This is a genomic window from Microbispora corallina, assembly GCF_016863035.1.
In the GTDB taxonomy this organism is placed as follows: domain Bacteria; phylum Actinomycetota; class Actinomycetes; order Streptosporangiales; family Streptosporangiaceae; genus Microbispora; species Microbispora corallina.
Map to the genome: position 1 here is coordinate 1 of NZ_BOOC01000105.1, position 848 is coordinate 848.

The window sequence follows — 848 nt, forward strand, 5'->3', positions numbered from 1 at the left end:
CATTCGAGAGCGATGCGCCAGCGAGCGTCGGCTGTGGGAAGAGACAGCGTATCTGTACCTTTGATCGTGTGTCCGCTACCCCCTTACGGCTTCATGTGGGCCCGTCCATCCGGGCGAAGATTATCGCCCCGGTCGGCACTCTGTTCATCGTCCTCCAACAGGCCGTATACGTGATCGCGCTTGTGCGGTCACCGTCATTTCAGGAATCTCTGCATGGGCCGCTAATTTGCGACTACCTATCGGATGCTTTGACGAGCGAGCAGGGGGAGATCCCGGACTATCTGGGGTGCGACGGCTCGTTCGTGCCGATCCTGTTTGTGGGCATCATGATGCTCGGCTTGATCCCCGTGATCGCAATGGCGTACCTGAGCGTACGTGTGCTGCGCTACCGCGTAGAGCTCTGCGGCACGGTGCTCGTTATGCAGGGCGCGCTGAAGGCTAAGCGGTTCGACCTGTCGTCAGCCAAGGTGGACATGGATGCCTCAACCATCCGGCAAATCCCATACTTGCGGATCTACGATCCCGCCGCCGGTCGCGGCCGACTCTTTCTCCGGGATGTAGGCACCCCGCTGATGCCACCAGGTGATCTTCTGGCTCTCGCCGACGCGATCGAGTCCGGTAGGCGGCCTGAAACCTTCGCCGAGCAGGCGACTCGGACGGCAACGACCCTTCGTCGTCTGGCCACGACCCTGTCGCCCGTTTGAGCGCTTGAGCCACCCTGCCGGCCTCCGGGGCGGCTCAACTCCTCACGGCGGGGACGGACTTCTACTGGCGAGGGCACAACGGAGGCACACGAAGGTGTGGGACGCCCGGAAACGTCGAGAAACGATAAGGGGCCGAATCGCAGG

At 62.4% G+C, this 848-nt stretch carries 1 protein-coding gene; it reads left to right on the forward strand.

The window, feature by feature from the left end:
* On the forward strand, positions 1-704 hold a 704-nt coding region (locus Mco01_RS38730; RefSeq protein ID WP_204061796.1), incomplete at its 5' end, for a hypothetical protein.
* Positions 705-848 lie beyond the last annotated feature (144 nt).